Genomic DNA, 21,571 nt, shown 5'->3' with positions numbered 1-21,571 from the left:
AAGTTCGGAGTGATCTTTTAAATTTCAAACTTAATATATTTGAGATATGAAATACAAGAAATGGACCTTAGATCAGAAGTTAGAAATTCTCTCTAGTTCAGAAGAGATCGGCATCATAGAAGCCTGTCGTAAATACGGAGTTAGTACAGGTACTTTTTATAGTTGGAAGAAGAAACATGAGAGTCAAGGAGAAGCAGGCTTAAAAGTCATCTATGATACTAAAAGTAAAGAACACAAGCAGGCAGAAGAAGAAAACCGAATACTACGTAAGCTTCTAAGCAATAAGGAAATTGAATTAGAAGTACAACGAGAACTTTTAAAAAAAAAGTTTGGAACGTCCGATCCAAGAAAGATTTAGTGAATGCTGTTTATAGCAAGCATAAAATTAGTAAAACCAACATAATTAATATGGTAGGGATGGTTCATAGTAGCTATTACCGTACTCCCAGTTTTGGTAAAAAGGGTAATACTCCTAGTAAACTCACCTATCATAAATCTAGAGGTTGGGTTAATCAAGACGCTGTTATTGCTTCTATAAAAGAGATTTTAAGTCATGAATTTATAGATTGTGGTTACCGATTAATGACTTCTTACTTAAAAAAAGAAGCATACCTGATTAATCATAAAAAGCTCTACAGAATTATGAAAGAACAGGGAATGCTAAAACTAGAGAATCGGATAAACAGGAGTGGTTCTGGGCGTAAATTTGTAAAATTCAGAAAAGTAAATACCTCAAGACCAATGGAATGTTTAGAGATGGATATAAAGATGGTATGGATTCCTAATGTGGGTAAAAACGCTTATTTATTATCCATCATAGACGTACATACTCGTAGAATATTAAAAGACTATTTTTCTTTTTCTATTAAACAGGATAAGGTGATAGCGTTTTTATCAGAGTTGTTTGCAGAATACCAATACCCTGATAACGTTGTTATTAGAAGTGACAACGGTAGTCAGTTTATTGCAAATAATGTACGTGAATACCTTGGACTAATTGGGGTTCAGCAAGAATTTACACATATAGCCACACCAGAAGAAAATGCGCATATAGAAGCCTATCATGGAATACTAAAAAAAGAAATTTTTAAAAGAGTGGATTACACATGTTTTGGGCAAATTGAACAAATCTTAAAAAGGTATGTGACTTTTTACAACAATACTAGGTTACATGGGCTCTTAGGGCGTATTACACCAATGGAAAAATGGAACGCTGATAAACACCTAATTCTAATGAAAAAAATAACAGCTTAAGCTATAATCGAAATTTAAAAGATTACTCTTGTTTTATAGGGGTCAAAACAGTTTTTGCAAATAGATTTAATTAGTTATTTATATTATTTTCCCAATCCCATGAAGATTTTATCATTTCATGGAGCCCTTTTTCTGCAGTCCAACCTAATTTTTCTTGAGCTAAAGTTGTAGCTGCATATAATTGCGGAACATCACCCGCTCTACGTTCAGTAAATTCATAGTTAAGTTTAACCCCTGTGGTGTTTTCAAAACAATTAATTACATCCATAACAGAATAACCTATTCCTGTACCTAGGTTAAAAAATTCTAATGGTTTTTCATGTTCTTTATTTAGCAATCTCTTAACTGCAATTACATGTGCTTTTGCTAAATCTACCACATGAATATAATCTCGTATTGGTGTACCATCTTTAGTGGGGTAATCATTGCCGTAAACCATTAATTTCTCTATGTTTCCATTCGCTGCTTGGGTAATGTAAGGCATTAAATTATTGGGAATACCATTGGGTAATTCTCCTAAGAGACCAGATTCATGCGCCCCTATAGGGTTAAAATAGCGCAGTGAAATTGCTGAAAACTCATGATTTGACTTAGTGAGATCATCTAAAATCTCTTCTGCCATTTTTTTTGTGTTTCCATATGGAGAAAATGGCCGTTGGGTTTTAGTTTTTTCTGTAATAGGTAATGTTTCCGGTAAGCCATAAACCGTTGCAGACGAAGAAAATATAAAATTGTTAATACCATTTTGGCTTTGCGCGCTTATGGTATTTAATAATGAATAAAGGTTATTTTGATAGTATTTTAGAGGTTCTGCTACAGATTCGCCTACTGCTTTATGAGCTGCAAAATGAATAACCAGTTGTGCATCTTTGTGTTTTTTAAAAACAGTATTCGTTTCTAGTTCATTTTTTAAGTCTACATTAATAAAATTAGGAAGTACACCTGTGATATCATGTATTCTTTCAACTGTTTTTTTTGATGAGTTAGAAAGGTCGTCAATTATTACGACTTCAAAATTATTTTCTATTAATTCAACAACGGTATGTGAACCAATATATCCACATCCACCAGTTACTATAACTTTATTTTTCATCTTTCTAATCAATTTTAAGCAAATATATAAAATTTACTATAAAAACATACTAGTACCTACTAGTTGTATGGTTGAAAAATATTTTTATATTTGTCATATGGAAATTGTAAAAGTTGAAGGAAACTCTAGTATTCCAAAATATAAACAGATTGTTGTATCCATAGAAGAAGCTATTAGTAATGGATCTTTAAAGAAAGGGGATAAGCTACCTTCTTTAAATAGCGTTAAAAATGAATATGATCTTTCACGAGATACTGTTTTAATGGCGTTTAATGAATTAAAAACGCGAGGGATAGCTAAATCTATTGTCGGAAAGGGTTATTATATAGTAAGTGAAGAAATAGGAGTAATACAGAAAATATTCTTAATGTTTGATGAGCTTAATTCTTTTAAGGAAGATTTGTACAAGTCTTTTCTTTCCAGTTTAGGGGAAAATGTTCAAGTAGATATATTCTTTCATCACTTTAACCATGATGTCTTTCGCAAGCTAATCTATGACAATGTTGGTAGTTACAGTTCTTATGTAATTATGCCTGCTAACCTCGAAGGTGCAGCGGAGGTTATTGATAGATTACCAAAAGATAAAGTTTACATACTAGACCAAACGAACGAAGAACTTTCCGAATACCCATCTATTTATCAAAACTTTCAGAAAAATATATTTAATGGGCTTAAAGATAGTTTGTCTCTATTGCAGAAATATGCTAAGCTAATCTTGGTGTTTCCACCTGAGAAACAGCCAAAAGGTATTAGAATAGGGTTTGAGTTATTTTGTAAAGAATATGCTATAGCTAATGAGGTGGTGTCTTCTATAAAAGGCAGAAGACTGGAAAAGGGAGATGCCTATTTGCTATTAGATGATGAAAATCTCTTAAGGCTTATAAAAAGTATGAAGGAGGAGAACTTATTGTTGGCTGAAGATATTGGTGTTATTTCGTACAACGACACCTTGTTAAAGGAAATAGTTTCTGGCGGAATTACTGTTATTTCAACCGATTTTGAAGTTATGGGAGCGCGTTTAGCAGAAATTATTATAGGAAACGAGCATGTTCAAATAGAAAACCCTAATAAGCTTATCATTAGAAATTCCTTATAAAATTTTCAAAAAAGTGTCATAAAAATTAATAGCATTTAAATCTGCTTACAAAGTTCGATTTAATGAGATGATTAAATATTAACTATTACCAAACTTATAAATTATGCAATTCTTAGCGTTCATTGGTTTTACTTTAATTGTAGCCTTAATATCATATTTAAAAACTAGAAATGTTAAAGAATCATCTTCTGATGGTTACTTTCTTGGCGGTCGCAGCTTAACCGCTGGAGTTATTGCCGGTTCTTTATTACTTACAAACTTGTCCACAGAACAAATAGTAGGGTTAAATGGCTCTGCATACGAAAGTGGCTTATCAGTAATGGTTTGGGAAACGCTAGCTGCATTAGCTATGGTAGTTACAGCAATGTTTTTATTACCAAGATATTTAAAAGGAGGTTTAACAACAGTACCTGGGTTTTTAGCTAAAAGATTTGATGTTACTACTAAAACATTAACTTCAGTTTTATTTCTTTCTGGCTATGTAGTGGTATTGTTACCTGTGATTTTATATTCAGGGTCTTTGGCTATTAGTGGTATGTTTGATATACCTACGCTATTAGGCGTAACACACATACAGTCTATTTGGATATGTGTCTGGGGCATAGGAATTATTGGGTCTATATACGCTGTTTTTGGGGGTTTAAAAGCAGTTGCTGTATCTGATTCTATAAATGCAATAGGGCTGTTGATTGGCGGAATTCTAATTCCAATATTTGGATTGATGATGATTGGTGACGGAAGTATATTAGATGGTCTTTCTATACTAACTACTGAAAACCCTGAGAAATTTAAATCCCTTGGCGGGCCTTCAGACCCTGTGCCGTTTCACACCATTTTTACGGGAATGATGTTGGTTCAATTATTTTATTGGGGAACTAACCAACAGATTATTCAAAGGGCATTAGGAGCTAAAAATTTAAAAGAAGGGCAAAAAGGATTATTACTAGCATCTTTTATAAAAATACTAGGTCCTTTAATTGTGGTCTTACCTGGTTTAATTGCTTTTCATTTATTTCAAGGAAATTTAGATAGTGCAGATAGTGCATACCCAATGCTTGTAAAAAAAGTATTGCCAAGTGCATGGGTTGGTTTCTTTGCCGCGGTATTATTTGGAGCTATCTTAAGTTCTTTTAATAGTGTTTTAAACAGTTCAGTAACTTTATTTGGTATAGATATATACAAGCAACATATTAATAAAGAAGCGGGAGAGAAAAAAGTGGTAATGTATGGTAAATTTTTTGGCGTTGTTTTGGCCATTATATCTATGTTTATTGCACCTCTTATAGCAAATGCTGGAAGCTTATTTGCTTATCTTCAAGAGATTAATGGTATTTATAGTATTCCTATTTTAACAATTATTATTGTAGGCTATTCCACTAAATATGTACCTGCTATTGCTGCTAAAATCGGATTAATTTCTGGTTGTTCGTTGTATATTCTCAGCCAATTTATATTACAACCTTATTTTATTAATAAAGCGCTTGCAAAAGCAGCAGCTTCGGGTATTACAGACGAAGCTACTTTAGCACTTACTGAAACACAAGCCTATCCTCATTTCTTGGATGTGATGGCTATTTTATTTGTACTAAATGTGGCTATAATGTTGGCTATTGGGATGGTAAAACCAAGAAAAGAAGCCTTTGTACAGGAATATACAAAACAAGTAGATGTTACCCCTTGGAAATATACTAAACAAACAGGTATTGCCATCTGTGTGATTGTACTAAGTGTCTATATTTATTTTGCGTAATTATTATGAATAAAAAACTAATTAAAGAAGTAAAGAAAAGTTTTAAAAAACAATTTAAAACTAAACCACTAATTGTCTTTTCACCAGGAAGAATAAATCTTATTGGTGAACATACAGATTATAATGAGGGTTTTGTATTTCCCGCAGCTATTAATAAAGGTATTGCTTTAGCGATAGGTAGGAGTGATGCAAAGGTTAGTAACACCTATGCTTTAAATAAGGAAGAACTTTATGAATTTAAAGTAGAAAACATTGAACCTTTAAAAGATGGAGGATGGCGAAATTACGTGTTAGGTGTTGTTTCAGAATTGCAAAAAATTGACAAACACGTTGGTGATTTTAATAGTGTTTTTGCAGGTGATATTCCTGGTGGAGCTGGCATGTCTTCTTCCGCAGCATTAGAGAATAGTTTTGTATTTGGTCTCAATACATTATTTGATTTGGGTTTATCTAAAAATGAAATGATTTTAGTCTCTCAAAAAGCGGAACACAATTTTGCAGGCGTAAAATGCGGTATCATGGATCAGTACGCAAGTATGTTTGGTAAAAAAAATAGTGCATTGTTATTGGACTGTAGAACAATTAAATCTAAAGCTTATAAAATAGATTTTAAGGAATATAAATTGATGCTTATCAATACGAATGTGAAGCATGATTTGTCTGAGAGCGCTTATAATGATCGGCGTGCAGTATGCGAAAAAATTTCTAGACTATTACATATTGATGCCTTACGAGATGCTTCTAAAGAAGACCTTGACCAAATCAAAGTTGATATCACGAAAGAAGAGTACCAAAAGGCGCTTTATGTGCTCAATGAAAATAATCGTGTAAAGCAATTCGCAGAAGCCATTATAAAAGATGATATACAAATGTTAGGTAATTTACTTTATCAATCTCATGACGGCTTAAGTAGAAACTATAAAGTAAGCTGTGTAGAATTAGACTTTTTGGTAGAAAGAGCAAAACAAAATCCAAATGTATTGGGTTCTAGAATGATGGGTGGTGGCTTTGGTGGTTGCACGATTAGTTTAGTTAAAAAAGAGGCGTATAAAAGTTTTAAGAGGGATATTTCAAAAAAATTCAAAGAAGAATTTAACAAAAAATGCTCTGTTTACAGTGTAAAACTATCTAAAGGAACGCAAGTAGTTAATTAAAGAAATTGAATATAATGAATACAAATTTACAAGACTTCTCACATAAACGTTTTAATATTCTTACTGGGGAATGGGTTTTAGTTTCACCACATAGAGCAAAAAGACCATGGCAAGGACAAGAGGAAGAGACTTCTAATGAGAAAAGGCCAACACATGATCCAAAATGTTATTTATGTGCTGGTAATACAAGAATTAACGGAGAGCAAAATCCGGAGTATAAAGATGTTTTTGTATTCACCAATGATTTTGGTGCACTACAAACAACAGCGCCTCAATTTTCTGTAGATAATGGTCTGCTAAAAGCAGAAAGTGAACAAGGTATTTGTAAGGTCATTTGTTTTAGTCCTGATCATTCAAAAAGTCTCGCAGACATGAGTGTTAAAGAGATTAGTAAAGTAGTAAAAGTGTGGCAAGAAGAATATGATGTTCTAGGAAAGAATGAAATGATTAACTATGTCCAAATATTTGAAAACAAAGGAGCTGTAATGGGTTGTAGTAACCCGCACCCTCATGGTCAAATATGGAGTCAATCAGCACTGCCTAATGAAGTTGTTAAAAAAAATACGCATCAAAAAGAATATTACAACACTAATAATAGTAGCTTATTAGGGGACTATTTAAATCAAGAACTAGAAGCAAACGAACGTATCATTTATGAAAATGATGACTTTGTGGTATTAGTGCCATTTTGGGCAGTATGGCCGTTTGAAACTATGATTGTCCCTAGGGTTAAGTACACAAATATCACAGAGCTTTCAAACGTAGAACGTTTGTCTTTTGCAGATGCTATCTCGGTAATTACTACAGCTTATGACAAATTATTTCAATGTTCATTCCCGTATTCGAGCGGAATTCATCAAGCACCAACTAATAACGAGAATAATAATCATTGGCATTGGCATATGAGTTTTTACCCGCCTTTGCTTAGAAGTGCTACTGTAAAGAAATTTATGGTAGGTTATGAAATGTTTGGCTCGCCGCAAAGAGACATAACCGCAGAGCAAGCTGCCGCCAGGTTAAAAATATTGATTAACAAAAGTTAAACTACTTTATTAGAACAATGATGTATTTTGTAAAGCAAATTAAAGTTTAAAATCAGTAGAAGCGACAGATATAGGAAAATCGGATTCTAAATAACTTTTTAGCATAAATTATAGAGGGCTTGGTGCACAATAGTAAAGATTTAATTTTATGATAGAACTAGAAAAGTTTTTTATGTTAAAGTGACTGGTGTAATCGTTTTATATAGTAACATTATTCTTAAAAGGAGTCATTCCTTTTTTATAACTTTCTTAATTATTATTGCTGAAAATTGTTGTTGTGTCATAGTGACGATGTAATTCTGAATCGGGAATGTTAATTGATAAAAGCACCCAATGCAAGCATGATTTGTGTTTTCACTGAAATTATTTATCTTGCTATATATGTCAATTGTAAATTTTTAATATAATAAAAAACCTAAATCTGTAAAAATACTAAATTTGGTTTTGCAACTTTATAAAAAATGCTTCATAAGGTAGATAACAGTGAAAATTTCTTAATCAAAGAGCTTAGCAAGGGCAATAATAAAGCCTTTCGTAAACTTTTTGATAGGTATCGTAACGACTTGTATAAGTATAGTTTAAGTATGGTTCATTCAAAGAGCTATGCAGAAGAAATAGTTCAAGATGTTTTTATGAAAGTGTGGGTTAAGAGAGCATCATTAAATTCTGAGTTATCCTTTAAATCTTATCTTTTTACAATTACTCGAAATAATAGCATAAAATTTCTTAAAAAGGCTGCAAATAACAAAAAACTATGTGAAGAGATTTTTTATAAAACTCAAAAGTTTTCTAACCCTACAGATCTTCATATTAGGGAGTCAGAATTAGATTTGTTAAAACAAAAAGCACTAGATCGGCTTTCTCCAAAAAGGCGAATAATTTTTGAAATGTCTCGAAATGAGAATAAAAGCTATGAAGAGATAGCCGAGGAGTTAAATATTTCAATTAGTACTGTGCGAAACCAAATGAGTAAATCATTAGAAATTCTTCGTGATATTATATTGAAAAATAAAGATATAGGGCTTATTTTTTTATTTTTTTATCAAGGCTGGCTATAAGTTATAGGGTTCTCTAAGCCCTGCTAATACTCGAAATATATATTTTTGATATCACATTTTTGTCATATTCGTAATTTTTTGATAAAAAAAATATAATTTTAATAGTATTAAATGAACACTCAGGGGTATTATATAGAACAGGTATATATTTATTTATGAAGCCGATTGAAATTAAAGAGTTGTTTGCTAAATACATAAAGCGAGAATGCACAAAAGAAGAGTTGCACAAAATTGTTAGCTACTTTAGAGAGTCTAAAGATTTTTTTGATTTCCCAACAGTTGAAGAAATATCAAATCTACTAGGGAGTTATCCTGATATGGACGAAGAAGCTGCAAATCGTATATATAATTATATTGTAACCAATGATAGAGAACAACAACCACCAATTCCAAAGAGTTTCACACTTTGGAGGTATGCTGCGGCTGTAGTTGTATTTTTTGCGCTTGGTATGGGTTACTTTTTTCAACGGAATTCAATTAAAGATGTAGAGCCAATAACCGTAGTTAAAAATGCTATAGAGGTTGGGTCAGATAAAGCCACTTTAACTCTAGAAGATGGCTCGGCAATTATTTTGGGAGGTGAGAATACCTACCAATCCCAGAATGCCACAAGTAATACATCTCAAATTTTTTACGATTCGGATCAACAAAATACAAAAGAAGTTATTTATAATTATTTAACAATACCAAGAGGGGGTAAATTTTTCTTAAAATTATCAGATGGTACTCAAGTTTGGTTAAATTCAGATACTCAAATTAAATATCCAGTAAGTTTTGTGAAAAATAAAACACGTAAAATAGAACTTTTGTACGGAGAGGCCTATTTTGATGTATCACCTTCTACAAATCATAACGGCTCTAAATTTATAGTTTTTAATAATGAGCAAGAAGTAGAGGTGTTAGGTACTGAGTTTAATATTAAATCATATAAGGATGAATCTAATATTTATACAACATTAACCGAAGGTAGGGTAGAGATAACTTTTGATGGCATAAAACAAAATTTAATACCAGGGCAACAATTGTTTTTAGATAAAAAAACGAATTATTTTTTAGTAAAAGAGGTTGATTTGTATAATGAGGTATCTTGGAAAGATGGTGTTTTTAGTTTTGATGATAAATCACTAAAAGAGATAATGGTGGTTTTGTCGCGTTGGTATGATGTCGAAGTAGAATTTAAAAATGAAGATATTAAGAATGAAAAATTCGTCGGGATATTAAGAAAAAATCAAACTATAGAAGAAATTCTTTTAGGAATTAAAAATTTTGAAATAATTAAAAACTTTCACATATATGATAAAAAAATAGTTCTAGAATAAAAAAAGAGGGAACGAAGTGTAAACATTTGCCGTGTCAGCTTCGCTCACCTCAAAGTGCTTTAACTAATTAAACGAATAACTAACTAAAACTACACGAATTTATGAAAATTAAACCAACTAATGTCCGTATTCCCAAAGGGAAGAGGTTTTTACTAATTGCTATGAGAGCCATGCTATTCTTTATGTGTACAACCGCATTTTGTTTAACAACAAAAGAGTCTTTTTCTCAAGAAAATGTTGTGATAGAAAAAAATGAACTGGTTACGGTGAACAAGGTTTTTAAGATTATTAAACAACAAACTAATTTTAATTTTGCTTACCCTAAATCACTATTTGAAAATGCACCAAAAATTCAGTTAATAAAAGGAGAAATTAAAGCTTCATTGCTAATAGAAAAAGCTTTGTTGAATAAGAATATTGTTTTTGAAATAACAAAAAATAATACAATTATCTTAAAGAAGAAACCTGAAATTTTTCAAAATAAAGTTAAGTCCCAAGATCTTGTAATCAGCGGAGTTGTAAAAGATAATGACGGTCAGCCTCTTCCAGGCGCAAATATCCTTGAAAAAGGTACTGCAAACGGTGTGCAATCAGATTTTGACGGAAAATTTTCTATAGAAGTATCCAATGAAGATGCTATCCTTCAAATCTCATATATAGGATTTAAAAATGTAGAGGTAACAGTGAAAGGGAAAAATGATATTTCAGTAACACTGGAAGAATCATCAGCTGCTTTGGGTGAAGTGGTTATTGTAGGTTTCAAGGGCGCTGAGCAACGTGCTATTGCCGTGAAGAGAAATGCGGCCAGTGTAGTAGAAGCCATTTCACCTCAGGATATGGGTAATTTTTCCGATGAAAACTTGGGTGATGCGCTTCGTAGGGTTCCAGGGGTTCAAATTCAAGAAGATCAGTCTGGTGGACAAGATGGGGGTTCTAGGGTTTCCGTAAGAGGAATAGGGCCTGCATTTGTACAATTCACTGTAAATAATAGACAATTACTGTCAGGTGGTGTAGAGGGTATTAGTAGGTATAGACAGTTTAATGTAGATGTCTTGCCTCCTGAAATTATTCAAGGAGCCACCATCTATAAATCTTCGGAAGCAAACCTTATTGAACCTGGATTGGCCGGGTTGGTAAATTTCCAAACTCTAAAACCTTTATCGGCATCATATAAAGGTGATAACAATTTTTTCGGAATGGTCAATGTGCGTGGTGAAATAGACTCACAACATGATAATTTTTCTACACCAACCCCAAGAATAAGTGCGCTTTTCGGTGCAAAAACAGATGATGATACTTTTGGTGCGTATATATCTTTTTTGAGAAGTAGTTCCGAAAGGTCCAGAGATCAAATTTTCTCTAACATTACGAATAGAAATTTGAAGGAAGACACCAATGGTAATGGTGTTTGGGATGGTTCAGCAGGAGGTGACACGGAGTTTTTAGATGTATTAACTCCCTCTATTGTTACGCATAATCCCATAAGAGAAAATCAAGAACGTACAGCATTTTCAACGGCCTTGGAATGGAAGCCTAACGATTTCTTTTCTATGGTGGCGGATTTTCAGTATTCGAAATTAGACAATTACACAACGCGATCATTGATAAGACCTGGGGCTGGCGACAATGCTAATGGAGTAATCTCTTCACTAAAAGTATTTACTCCAGGAAACCTGAACATCGTGGATGGTTTTCTTCAGAGTTATGATACTAGCGGAGCTTTTGATTCTGCAACTGGTTTGGCTTCCGAAGGCGCTGAAATGTTGTTTCAGAATGTATGGTTTGATAACTTAAATACGACTTGGTCTAGTGGGATTAATATGGCTTGGGAAAAAAACGGCTGGAGAATCGAAGGTGATTTTTCCCTTTCTGAAGTAGAGTACAACCAAATTTTAGAAGCTGGTGCCAGAAGCTCCTTAGGAGCGAATATTTTTATTGATGCTCCTTTTCAGTTTGATGGTTCTGAATATCCTAAGTTTACTTTGGGTCAAGCAGGCCAATCTGCATGGCTTGGTTCTTTGCTGAGCAATGATGTGGGCGCGCCTGTGAATCAGTGGAACCGCTTTGTAAGGGGGAATACCATGGGTTCTAGATTAGATTTATCTAAAGAACTAGGGGATGCGTTCAAATTGAATTTTGGTATTAGAGCCAATCGTAATGATCTTTTCGTGGCTGCGGTGCAACGAAACGGGGCAAATTTAAGCACATATTTGGCAGACCAGAATAATGGTACTATTCCTACATTGAGTGGTGATGACGCTTTCGGTGGATCTATTGCAAACTTTGTTCCGGGTAATAACTTTGGGCTTATGGATTATTGGCCAACCTTAAATTTTGATGCTTATGAAAATAGCTATTCCCAGTTTTTTGATTATACTCCTGGGAGTAACCCATTGTTTGCACGTAATGTAGATATCTTTGATGCGCCAGATATTGAGAGTGAGGCCATTGCTAATGGTACTGATAATGGGTTTCGTATTCAGAACGGACCACTTTTTCAAGTAGAGGAGCTAACATTCGCTACCTATGCACAATTAGACTTTAAAGTAGATTTAGGCAAAGTGCCTTTAACGGGTAATGTTGGTATGCGTGCCGTAAGTACAGAGTATACTGGTAAGGCATTTACCACGATTACGCTTTCCGATCCAGGGGCAGAGGTAGGAGGCGATATTAACCTAGGTAGGGTAAAGGCAGAAGTCAATGACTCTCGTTGGGATGTCTTGCCTGCTTTAAATCTTAGTTTTGGACTGAATTCCAATTTAAACTACCGATTCAGCGTAGTAAAAACAATGTCTCGACCTGAATTCAATGAACTAGCCCCTGGAGGTGTTCTAAGTGCCGTCAATTCTTCTAATTCTACTTTTGATGGTAATAGTGGTGCGGTAACCTTACCTAATACGGAATTGAAGCCTTTTACCTCTTGGCAGTTAGACAATACTTTGGAATGGTACAATAATTTTGGAGGAGCCGTTTTTGTGAGTGCATTCTATAAGAATATTAGCGATTACATCGGCAGTTCTGTAACATCACAAGTATCTTTTGAAGATGTACTTGCCGATGGCGGGTTTGATACTTCGGCCTTGGAAGATGCTGGGGTTTTAAGTGATTTTCAAAATCAGACCTATACGGTGACGCAGCCACAAAATATAGGTACTGCCAAAGTCTTTGGGTTTGAATTGGGAATCAACCAACCGTTGGACATTATTGGAGATGCTTTCAAAAACTTTGGTGTGCAGGCTAATTATAATTATGTAGATGCAGGTTTTGATGATGACGAAATCAATAGCGACGATCAGTTCCCAGGTACTTCCAAGCATAATTTCAATACTGTGGCCTATTTTGAAAACGATAAATTCGGTTTAAGGGCTGCATATAACATTAGAAGTAATTTCTTACGAACTCTTTCAGGTCAGGGTTTAACTGCTTTACCTGAATATACAGAGGGTAGGGGTCAGTTAGATTTGCGAGGAAATTATAATATCACAAAAGACATGCAGTTTTCTGTTGCCATTCAAAATGTAACGGGTGCGGACCAGAGTTCTTTCTTTAGAAACAATCCAAGCGAAGCATTTCAATTGATTAGTTTAGAACCTATCTATACTGTAGGTTTGAGATATGGGTTTTAATCAGAATATCCTAGGTGGGGGGCATGATTGCAATGCGATGGCTCCTCCACATATTATTAAATAACACTTATGAATTATTAAAAAAATGAACAACAAATTAAAGCCTTTTTTTATATTGATTGCTTTGTCAATATCGTTTATAACTCAAGCGCAAACGTATTATGTGGACTATACCAACGGAAACGACAGCAATGGCGGTACCTCAGTAGGTAGTGCGTTTAAGACCATTGCGAAAGCAAAACAAGTGGTAGCCACGGTCAATGATGGCATGACCAGCGACATAAAAGTTTACCTCAGAGGAGGTACTCATTTTGTAAGTAACCTTCTGGAGTTTAAAAGCCAAGACTCAGGAAAAAACGGATTTCGGGTCATCTACAGAAATTACCCGGATGAAATGCCCATTATAAGTGGTGGTACGCTTGTCACAGATTGGACCAACGAAGGCGGTGATATCTGGAGCTCAAGTGTGCCGAATGGTTTTACATTCCGGCAATTATACGTTGGAGGAAACAAAAGAACAAGAGCCAGAACACCCAACCAAGGTAATTATTATGAGTCTATCGGGTGGTCAAATAGAAGTGAAACAGTCAATGATTCAGAAATTGCCAATTGGAACAACTTAGATGAAGTTGAAGTTGTTGAAATGAAGACTTTCTTACAGATGAGATACCGAATAGGATCTTACTCAGTAAGTGATAATACTGCGACCATTGTGCCTCAAGAACCAGACAGAAACAATATGTTCGGTTGGAATAATCCTCCATCAGGTAGAACCAGCTATTTTTATGAAAACGCCTTTGAATTCATTGACCAAGACGGAGAGTGGTATTTGAATACCGATGAAAACAAGGTGTATTATAGAAAAACGGATAGTGAGAACATGAGTCGTGCTCAAGTGATTGCTCCCAACTTAGAAACCATCTTTAAATTCTCCACCAATGCCAATAGCATTACTTTGTTTGGACTTCAAATCTCTCATACTACCTGGTTAAAACCAAGTTCTGAAGGAAATATGCCTTCTCAAGGAGGTTTATATAAATACTATGATGATGGTGGTAACGCAGTGTTTACATATGTGCCGGGAGCAATCACCCTAGTCACTTGCAATAATATTCAAATAGAAAGATGTAAAATCCAACATGTTGGGGGCAATGGCATAAATATGTTTGGTAACACTCGTAGGAATGTGATTCTTGGAAATCTATTTTATCAAATAGCAGACGCAGGTATAGTTGTAGGTGCCCAACACCCAGCAGGATATGGCTGGAATTTGAATGAAAATACGAACAAAGATGAATTAATTGCCAATAATTATTTCTATAAAATGGGAACGGACTATACTGGCAGTGGTGTGATGGGGACTTCTCCAGTAAGAATGAACATCATACATAATGAATTTGAAGATATGAAGGTATTCGCTGTAAATTCTGGCTTTGGAGCACAGCAAGTTCCAGGAAACCCATACACAAGCCCTACCATCAGCTATAATGTATTTGAAAAGGTAGGTTATGCTGCGAGTGATGTTTCAGCAATCCATACAGTAGACAATGGCAAGGGTGGGCTTATTCAAGGTAACTATTTTTCAAATTTGGATAGAACCATATACCCTGTAGGGGGGACACCAGGAGGTACTACTGACAACCTCTATGGAGCGGGCACCTATCTAGACAATCAATCGTTCAATTATATGATTTCGAACAACTCATACGACAATGTTCCTAATAATGCGGTACTTACATGGGGAACCATTAATGGTACAGGTACCAATTCCCCAAATTACTTAGTCAACAATTATATTACCGACTCTTACGCTAAGCAAATTGTAATAGACAATGCAGGCATTGAGACGTCCTATCAAGACATCAAGACCTTGGCTGGCAACTTTGGCAGTATCGGTAAAAATTTAAAGCCGAATGATAGATATTCTTGGTGGGTTGTAGATCATAGATTCAATGAGGACGATGCTGCGATTGCGCGTTATAATGTTACAGATCCAAAACCTGCTCCACTTGGGATGGAAATTATTCAAACAGCAGGTGAAGTGTATGCACAAAACGGATTTCTTCATTTAGTAGATAATTCCAGCAATGCTCTAGTTAGTGCAACCAGAGAGTTTAAGGATTTGGAAAATACCTTGTTGTTCGCATTTAAGGCCAAAGCCTCACAGACCAATAGTTCTGGTGCTTATATGCTGAGAGAAAATGAGGATATAAAAGTACAATTTGCTTTTGCTGCTAATGGTCAGCTTCGTTGTTGGAACGGCAACACTGCTGTTGACTTAGGGGCATATTTACCCAATACCGAATATCTTATTGAAATTCAGGCGAACCCACAAACAGACACCTATCACGTGGACGTAGATGGTGTGCGTAAAGCATCTCACATGGCATTTACTTCAAATGCAGGCGTTATCAATCAAGTCCATATGACAATAGGGAATTCAGCTACTGGCACACAAAAGGTTAACTGGTTTTATGTCGAAGAGAATTATACCAACTAATAATTACTGTAGTATAGAATTAATAAAATTTTTAAGATGAAAAAATATATAAGCATTATTGCCTTAATACTATTGATGACAGTGTCTTATGCCCAAGAACATCAAAATGTTAAAACGATTAAAATAGCCTCTGACCAAATGGAGTGGACGTATAGTGGTGCAGGAAATGATATTACACTAACCTTTCCTGTCGAATTGTCAAAATCGCATACTATTTTGTCTGCAATTTTTCATGTCTCAGAAACGGATATAAGAGAAATACCATCTAAAGTGGTGCTAAATGTTTCTGGTGAAGAAGTAGAATGGAATACCAGCCCTTGGAATAGTTATGGTAAAAGTAAACTTAAAGATAGCCCAGAGCTAGGAAATATTCTGACTGAAGTAATCACAACAGGAAAAAATTGGTCTGATGGGGATAAGATTAAATTTGTTTTTTCTGGGTTCGAGCCAAAACCGCTGACAAAAGCAAGTTTCGTATCAGAAGACGAAAGCTACATGGAGATTTTTTATATGGAAGAAGAAAGTGTTACTAGTACAAATAGCAATATTTCTCTTGTGATTTATCCCAATCCCACTTTTGAAAATTTTACTGCAAGTCTAAAAAATGAGGAAGGTATAAGTTCATGGAAAGTAGTAGGTCTTTCAGGAGAACAATATATAACTGAAAATAATGCAGAACATAGTAATGAAGTTTCTGTAGATGTGAATAGTTTGTTGTCGGGTGTTTATGTATTTCAGTTACACGATACTAAGGGAGGGGCGCATTCGATAAAATTTATTAAGAAGTAGATGTAATTATACTGCATTTTGATATTTAAACCAAAAATGAGCACCACAATTGCTTTTTAGGTTTATATCAAAAAAATAAAAAGTGTTTTCTACCTAGATCAATCGGATAAATTTTAAATTTTTTACCAAAAAAATCTAGATAGTTTTTATTAATATATGCAATAAGTAATGCTATAGTACAATTAACAAATAGGGGAGTATATTATTTACTCCTCTATTTTTAATATACAATTTAAAGTATTGTTTTTGCGTGTTTTTTTAATACAAAAAGAAATGAATACAATAAAATTTAGTACTATAATTTTTGCGCTACTATTTATATCCTGTGAATCGTCAAAAAAGGAACAAAATAAATCCGCTGAAACAATTAAACATCCCAATATCGTTTACATTTTAGCAGATGATATGGGCTACGGAGATTTGAAAAGCTTGAATCCAGATTCTAAAATCCCTACCCCTAACATGGATCAAGTAGTAAAGAACGGCGTACATTTTACAGATGCTCATACTAACTCTGCAGTTTGTACACCTACCAGATATGGTGTTTTAACAGGTCGTTATGCGTTTAGAACTAGATTAAAAAATGGCGTTACTTGGGGTTATACGCCATCCTTAATCGAAGAAGGAAGAGAAACTGTTGCTTCTTTCATGAAGCAAAACGGTTATCAAACTGCCTGTATAGGTAAGTGGCATCTAGGACTTGACTGGCCTAAGAAAGATGAATCTAAAGAAATAAAAGATATCCAATGGAATGAAAATGTGCCTAAAGGTTATGAAGATAATGTTGATTATTCCAAACGCGTTGGTGGTGGTCCGGCAGATCATGGGTTTGACCATTCGTTAATTATCCCTGCTTCGTTGGATATGAGTCCCTATGTATATATTCGCGATGGTTATGTTGTAGAACAACCACTTGAATACACTGAAGGTAAAGAGCAACAGGATGCAGGAAGAGGCGTCTTTTGGAGACCAGGGAAAGTAGCCCAATCGTTCGACTTTGATCAGGTACTTCCCTCTTTTGTTGACTCGGCTACTCAATACATTGCTGACCAAGCCAATCAAGAAAAACCATTCTTTCTGTATCTACCCTTACCTGCACCACACACACCATGGTTACCGACTGAGGGCTATCAAGGAAAGTCCAATGCTGATACTTATGGGGACTTTGTAGTAATGGTAGATGATATGATAGGTAAAGTAATTAAGCAAGTAAAAGATGCGGGCGTAGAAGAAAATACGCTAATTATTATTACATCAGATAATGGATCTGACTGGAGACCAGACGATAAAGAAAAAACGGGTCATCAAGCCAATTATATTTATAAAGGGCGCAAAGCAGATATTTATGAGGCCGGTCATAGAGTGCCTTATATAGCCCAGTGGAAGGGTGTGATTCCTGCGGGGCATCAATCAAGTCAGGTTATTTGTACCACAGATTTATTGGCTACTATGGCTGGTTTATTGGATAAGCCTTTAGTCGAAAATGCAGGAGAGGATAGTTTTAATTTATGGCCAGCATACATTGGTGTGGCTGAAAAACCTATTAGAGAGGCTACCATTCACCATTCCTTACATGGAGCATTTGCAATCAGAAAAGGGAAGTGGAAATATACAGCACACTTGGGTTCAGGAGGTTTCTCAGTACCCGAAATAATAGAATTTAGTGAAGGGGAGGCTCTTGGAACTTTATATGATATGGAGAACGATCCTCAAGAGAAGAACAATCTTTATATGAAGAACCCTAAAACGGTGCAAGAACTAAGTCAATTATTGGAAAAGTATAAGGTACAAGGATATAGTAGGGTAATAAGTGAATAACTATAAAAAGAGTTGCAAATTGAGAAAACGTATTTTATGTGTTTGTATAGTATTTATGTTTTTAGGGTGGGGTTGCGAAGCCCTACCAAAAAATGAAACACGACCAAATATTGTGTTTATTTTAGTAGATGATTTAGGGTATTCAGACGTGGGTTATATGAAGCACAAACCAGGAATTCAGACGCCTAATATTGATGCTTTAGCGAAGAGTGGTATGATATTCACCCAAGCCTATGCAGCGGCACCTGTATGTTCGCCCACAAGAGCCAGTATCTTAACGGGGAAATCCCCAGCTGCCTTGAAAACTACTTGCCATATTCCTGGACGAGATATGGAGGGGTATATAGAACGCCAAAATAAAGGTCATCGATTAAAAGAAGCCTTTTTTCTAGATCATTTACCATTGCAGAAAATTACCATCGCTGAAGTATTGAAGGAGAATGGATACACGACGGGGTTCTTTGGTAAATGGCATTTGGCTGGTTCAGGCTCTGCATTTAGCCATAGTGAAGGGGTTGTGGATGCGCAATATCATCCAGAGCATCAAGGGTTTGATCTAAACATTGGTGGTTGTGCTTATGGCCAACCCAAAAGTTGGTTCGCTCCGTTTCACAATGCTACCATTCCCGAAAATAAAAAACATGAATATCTCACTGATAGATTAGGTCAAGAAGCCGTCAATTTTATTGCCTCAAATGAGGAAAGTCCATTTTTATTATACTTATCTACTTACACGGTGCACACGCCACTAGTAGCCCCACAAGAAACTATCGATCAGTACAAAGGCAACACTTATTTTGCCATGATAGAAAAACTAGATCAAAACGTGGGAAAAGTGATGCGTCAATTAAAGAATTCTGATTTACTAGAGAATACTTTGGTAATTTTTTATTCGGATAATGGCGGACTCTGGGGCAATGCTCCATTACGAGATAAGAAAGGATCCTTGTACGAAGGAGGCATAAGGGTGCCATTGGCTGTAAGTTGGCCGGGAAAAATTAATGCAGGGCAAATTGAAGATACCCCCGTAACAAGTGTAGATTTTTTTCCTACGCTTATGGCCTTGGTCGGTATTGAGGCTGCAGATACCATGTTGTTAGAAGGAGAAAGCCTGCTACCGTTGTTATTAGATAATGAGAAAATGGAGGAGCGACCTTTGTACTGGCATTTTCCCCATTATAGAAAAGACGGACTTACTATGGCTTCTGCCATCCGTGAGGGCGACTGGAAACTTATTTGGGAGTTTGAGTCGGATAGTGTGCACTTGTATAATCTTAAACAAGATTTGCAAGAGACAGATAACCTCGTCTATAAATACCCCGAAATAAAGGAAAATTTACTTCTGAAGTTAAAAGATTGGCAAATGATAGTAGATGCTGAAATGCCCACAATCAACAATAATCAATAAAAAAATGAAAATGATACTTAAAAATCGCGCAGGTTTAGTAGGAATAAAAGCAAAGCTAAAACCAGTCCATTTAGGATGTATTTTCATCTGTTTTCTAATTTCCTCGACTTTCTCGTTTGCTAGTGTAAAGTTGCCAGATATTTTCTCTGATCATATGTTGCTCCAAAGATCAAGTGAGGTAAATATTTGGGGTTGGGCCAATCCAAGTGAGAAGATTTCTGTTCGAGGAACATGGAGTCAACAGATATATACTACATCAGCAGGCGAAGATGGAAAATGGATGATAAAAATTAAAACGCCTGAATCAGGCCAGAGCCAAGAACTTGTTGTGTCAGGGGAAAATGAAATTAGAATAAAGGATGTACTCATTGGAGAGGTTTGGTTGTGTTCGGGACAGTCTAATATGGTCTGGCCTATGGAGCGCACAGACGAGTATAAGCTTGAACCGAAAAATGTAAATAGGGAGCTTCGCTACTTTGAGGCTAAAAAGCTCACAAGTCCAAATACTACAGAAGTGGAGGGAAGATGGATAGTAGTCAATCAGAAAACCTTGGGTCAATTAAGTGCGGTCGGATATCATTTTAGTAAGAATTTAAATAGGTCACTGCAATGCCCCATTGGCATCATAGTAAATGCCTACGGTGGCAGCACGATTGAGTCTTGGATTTCTCGTGAGGTATTAGAGAAACAATCATTTTTCAGGCCTGTGTTACAAGATTTTGACCGTATGCTTAAAGATATGGACAGCCTCATGTTAAAACATGAAAACACGGTGATCAAAGATTGGAATAAGCAAGTTACAGAGTCAAATAAAAAAGGAGTTGAACCACCTACAAAACCGAGAAACCCAGAGCCGACCAATCAGCATAGACCATCACATTGTTATAATGCGATGTTGTATGGCATTATCCCTTACACGATCAAGGGTATTCTCTGGTATCAGGGAGAGTCAAATGCAGGCAGAGGAAAGCAATACGAACAATTACTTCCGATACTTATAAACAGTTGGAGAAAGGAATGGGATCAAGGTGATCTTCCATTTTACATTGCATTACTGGCACCCCACGTAAGCCAGCAACCTATGGACATGCACAAAGCAGAGATTAGGTTAGCACAAGTAGAAGTGGCGAACCGAACGAATAACTGCGAAATTATAAGTACCATGGACGTTGGTAATCTAACCGATATTCATCCAAGAAAGAAGCAATTGGTGGGAGAGCGCTTCACGAAGATGGCCTTAGGTGAGGTGTACAAGACGAAAGGTAGCAGCCCACATGGGCCAAAACTTTCAAAGATGCAGTTGCAAGGAGATCATGTGAAACTGTCATTCGATCATGCCAAAAAACTCATTTGTACATCAGATACGCTTAAAGGGTTTCAAATTGCTGGGCTTGATGGCATATATCGCATGGCGGAGGCTACTATTTATGGGAAAACCATTAAAGTTTTTTCTGCAGAAGTAAAGAAACCCTTGAATGTGCGCTTTGCCCTTTATGATGCTGCGGAGGTATTTGTTTATAACGAATCGAACATTCCCATGCTACCATTTAGGACCGATAGTTTCGAATGGCAGTCAGAAAGTAATTTTTTACCCCCTTACCTCAGAGAGTATTTATATGATAAAGAGTGATGTTAAGTGCGCAGCAAATTGCATAAGATTATA

General features: G+C 35.5%; 15 protein-coding genes. 14 read left to right on the top strand and 1 reads right to left on the bottom strand.

The genetic code is table 11. From position 1 onward, the window contains the following. Positions 1 to 46 precede the first annotated feature (46 nt). Together GQR94_RS01520 and GQR94_RS01515 are read left to right on the top strand one after the other, a co-directional pair. A complete protein-coding gene (locus GQR94_RS01520) occupies positions 47 to 358 on the top strand; it encodes a transposase (protein ID WP_158973676.1) in 312 nt (103 codons plus the stop codon). Then, complete coding sequence (locus GQR94_RS01515; protein WP_233268392.1) at positions 358 to 1,254, top strand: IS3 family transposase; 897 nt, start codon at positions 358 to 360, stop codon at positions 1,252 to 1,254. Before GQR94_RS01520 ends, GQR94_RS01515 begins: the two co-directional genes overlap by 1 nt. A gap of 70 nt (positions 1,255 to 1,324) precedes the next feature. Here GQR94_RS01515 and galE read toward each other — a convergent pair whose 3' ends face one another. Next, positions 1,325 to 2,347, bottom strand: a complete 1,023-nt coding sequence (gene galE / locus GQR94_RS01510) for a UDP-glucose 4-epimerase GalE (protein ID WP_158973675.1) — start codon at positions 2,345 to 2,347, stop codon at positions 1,325 to 1,327. 97 nt (positions 2,348 to 2,444) lie between these two features. Between galE and GQR94_RS01505 the strand changes: the two genes are divergently transcribed. The 12 genes from GQR94_RS01505 to GQR94_RS01450 all read left to right on the top strand — a co-directional run bounded on the left by GQR94_RS01505 (position 2,445) and on the right by GQR94_RS01450 (position 21,538). Further along, positions 2,445 to 3,443, top strand: coding sequence for a GntR family transcriptional regulator (locus GQR94_RS01505; protein ID WP_158973674.1), 999 nt, complete (start codon positions 2,445 to 2,447; stop codon positions 3,441 to 3,443). A 103-nt stretch (positions 3,444 to 3,546) separates the two neighbouring features. Beyond that, positions 3,547 to 5,193, top strand: coding sequence for a solute:sodium symporter family transporter (locus GQR94_RS01500; RefSeq protein WP_199271516.1), 1,647 nt, complete (start codon positions 3,547 to 3,549; stop codon positions 5,191 to 5,193). A gap of 5 nt (positions 5,194 to 5,198) precedes the next feature. Next, positions 5,199 to 6,347, top strand: a complete 1,149-nt coding sequence (gene galK, locus GQR94_RS01495) for a galactokinase (RefSeq protein ID WP_158973673.1) — start codon at positions 5,199 to 5,201, stop codon at positions 6,345 to 6,347. A gap of 14 nt (positions 6,348 to 6,361) precedes the next feature. Beyond that, the gene (locus tag GQR94_RS01490) at positions 6,362 to 7,390 is read left to right on the top strand and encodes a UDP-glucose--hexose-1-phosphate uridylyltransferase (RefSeq protein WP_158973672.1); all 1,029 of its coding nucleotides are present in this window, start codon (positions 6,362 to 6,364) and stop codon (positions 7,388 to 7,390) included. 461 nt (positions 7,391 to 7,851) lie between these two features. After that, positions 7,852 to 8,448, top strand: coding sequence for an RNA polymerase sigma factor (locus tag GQR94_RS01485; protein ID WP_158973671.1), 597 nt, complete (start codon positions 7,852 to 7,854; stop codon positions 8,446 to 8,448). Positions 8,449 to 8,603: 155 nt separating this feature from the next. Further along, a complete protein-coding gene (locus GQR94_RS01480; RefSeq protein WP_158973670.1) occupies positions 8,604 to 9,767 on the top strand; it encodes a FecR family protein in 1,164 nt (387 codons plus the stop codon). Between the two features lie 101 nt (positions 9,768 to 9,868). Beyond that, the gene (locus GQR94_RS01475; RefSeq protein WP_158973669.1) at positions 9,869 to 13,393 is read left to right on the top strand and encodes a TonB-dependent receptor; all 3,525 of its coding nucleotides are present in this window, start codon (positions 9,869 to 9,871) and stop codon (positions 13,391 to 13,393) included. Positions 13,394 to 13,478: 85 nt separating this feature from the next. Then, complete coding sequence (locus GQR94_RS01470; RefSeq protein ID WP_158973668.1) at positions 13,479 to 15,893, top strand: hypothetical protein; 2,415 nt, start codon at positions 13,479 to 13,481, stop codon at positions 15,891 to 15,893. Positions 15,894 to 15,929: 36 nt separating this feature from the next. Continuing rightward, positions 15,930 to 16,682 carry a T9SS type A sorting domain-containing protein gene (locus tag GQR94_RS01465; RefSeq protein WP_158973667.1) on the top strand — a complete coding sequence of 251 codons (753 nt, stop codon included), beginning with the start codon at positions 15,930 to 15,932 and terminating at the stop codon, positions 16,680 to 16,682. Positions 16,683 to 16,955: 273 nt separating this feature from the next. Beyond that, the gene (locus GQR94_RS01460; protein WP_158973666.1) at positions 16,956 to 18,500 is read left to right on the top strand and encodes an arylsulfatase; all 1,545 of its coding nucleotides are present in this window, start codon (positions 16,956 to 16,958) and stop codon (positions 18,498 to 18,500) included. Positions 18,501 to 18,519: 19 nt separating this feature from the next. Beyond that, positions 18,520 to 19,908, top strand: a complete 1,389-nt coding sequence (locus GQR94_RS01455; RefSeq protein WP_158973665.1) for a sulfatase — start codon at positions 18,520 to 18,522, stop codon at positions 19,906 to 19,908. 4 nt (positions 19,909 to 19,912) lie between these two features. Next, positions 19,913 to 21,538 (top strand): sialate O-acetylesterase, encoded by a 1,626-nt coding sequence (locus GQR94_RS01450; protein ID WP_158973664.1) that lies wholly within the window; start codon positions 19,913 to 19,915, stop codon positions 21,536 to 21,538. The last annotated feature ends 33 nt before the right edge of the window (positions 21,539 to 21,571 follow it).

It is taken from the genome of Cellulophaga sp. L1A9 (assembly GCF_009797025.1).
In the GTDB taxonomy this organism is placed as follows: Bacteria; Bacteroidota; Bacteroidia; order Flavobacteriales; family Flavobacteriaceae; genus Cellulophaga.
This window is presented reverse-complemented; position numbering and strand designations above follow the sequence as displayed.